Here is a 1,552-nt window from a genome sequence, read left to right on the forward strand (position 1 = left end):
GGGCGGCGTGGCCCAGGGCGGCAGAGCGGCGGGCGGCGCGGCGTCACCGTGACCCCAGCCGGCGGGAGGCGGCGGGGGAGGGAACGCCCAGGGGTCCTCGGGCGGCGGGTCCGCGTTCGGATCGTCGTCAGGCTCGTGGCCGGTCACACTCACCCTCCCCGCTCCTCGCCGTGAATGGCGACCCCCCTCGACCTTCTTTAAAAAAAGCCGTGGCGGCATCTTATCGGGACAAACAGGTCAAGTGTGTTCTCTGCGGGCGGCTGTGACCTATCCGCCGTTTTCCCGCCCGGTCGAAACGGTTCCGCGGCCATTCCGCGGACGCGGTGAATGGGTCCGGCTCTCCGTCGAGGCCTCGGCCATGCCCGCGGTGGGCAACTCGCCACAAGGTGTGGCGCCGGATGTTAGGTAAGGCTTACCTTAGTCCTTCCGATCCGTCGTCGACGGGCACGCGGCCGTCGTCACCCCAGGGAGGACCACCGTCATGGCGCGTACGAACATCAGGTCCACACGGGTCAAGCCCGCCTCTGGCGGGTTGCTCGTCCTCAACGTGCTGCGGCGTGAGCGCATCTCCGCGAACTTCGCCCGGGTGACGCTCGGGCGCGGCGATATCGACCGCTTCAAGCCGATGGGCTACGACCAGTGGTTCCGGCTGTTCCTGCCGGTGGGCGGCGGGTCGCTCGCCAAAGTGCCCAAGAGGCTCGACATGGTTTCCTACCTGCGGTTCCTGACCGTCTCGAAAAACGTCCGCCCGGTGCTGCGAAACTACAGCGTTCGCGCTTATCGGCCGGACGGGCCCGAAGGTCCCGAACTCGACGTCGACGTCGTCCTGCACGGCTCGCCCGACGACGGCACCGCCGGGCCGGCCTCCGCCTGGGCGCAGACCTGCCGGCCCGAGGACCCGGTCGCCATCCTCGACGAGGGCATCGGCTTCAACCCCCCACCCGGCACCCGCCACGTCGTGCTCGTCGCGGACGAGACCGGCCTCCCGGCCGTCGCCGGCATCCTCGACAGCCTGCCCCACGATGCCCGCGGCCACGCCATCGTCGAGATCCCGGATGAGGCCGACCGCCAGGAGCTCACCGGCCCGCCCGGTGTGACGGTCGACTGGCTCCCTCGTGCCACCACCGGCCTGCCCGCGGGGCAGTTCGCCTATCGCGAGGCGATCGGGCTGCGTCTTCCCCAGGAACCCACTTACGGCTGGGTCGTCGGCGAGCAGGCGCTGGCCACCGGCGTGCGCCGGCACTGGGTCGCCTCCGGCCTCCCCAAGGACAACATCATGTTCTGCGGCTACTGGCGCGCACAGCCCTGACGCCCATCGGCGCGGGCCGCCGTGGCCTCCCGGACGTGGGCGGCGAGCAGCGGCCGGTACCGCATGCCCAGCCCCTGGTAGAGCCGCACAGCGGTCCGGTTCCACTCGTCCACCATCAGGGCCGCGGTGCCGTGCCGGGCCACGGCCTCGGCGGCGACGAACGCGCAGACCGTACGGCCGAGCCCCAGCCCGCGGGCGCCGGGGTGCACCGCGACCCCGGCGATCAGCCCGACGGACGGCGCG

The 1,552-nt window shown here is 71.7% G+C and carries 2 protein-coding genes; one reads left to right on the forward strand and one right to left on the reverse strand.

The window, feature by feature from the left end:
• Positions 1–481: 481 nt before the first annotated feature.
• A complete protein-coding gene (locus ACFFNX_RS49600; RefSeq protein WP_378213454.1) occupies positions 482–1,309 on the forward strand; it encodes a siderophore-interacting protein in 828 nt (275 codons plus the stop codon).
• Here the strand turns inward: ACFFNX_RS49600 and ACFFNX_RS49605 are convergent.
• The coding region (locus tag ACFFNX_RS49605) for a GNAT family N-acetyltransferase (protein WP_378213455.1) at positions 1,288–1,552 on the reverse strand (265 nt) is incomplete at its 5' end. The genes ACFFNX_RS49600 and ACFFNX_RS49605 overlap by 22 nt on opposite strands.

The organism is Actinoallomurus acaciae (assembly GCF_042429965.1).
GTDB lineage: Bacteria > Actinomycetota > Actinomycetes > Streptosporangiales > Streptosporangiaceae > Actinoallomurus > Actinoallomurus acaciae.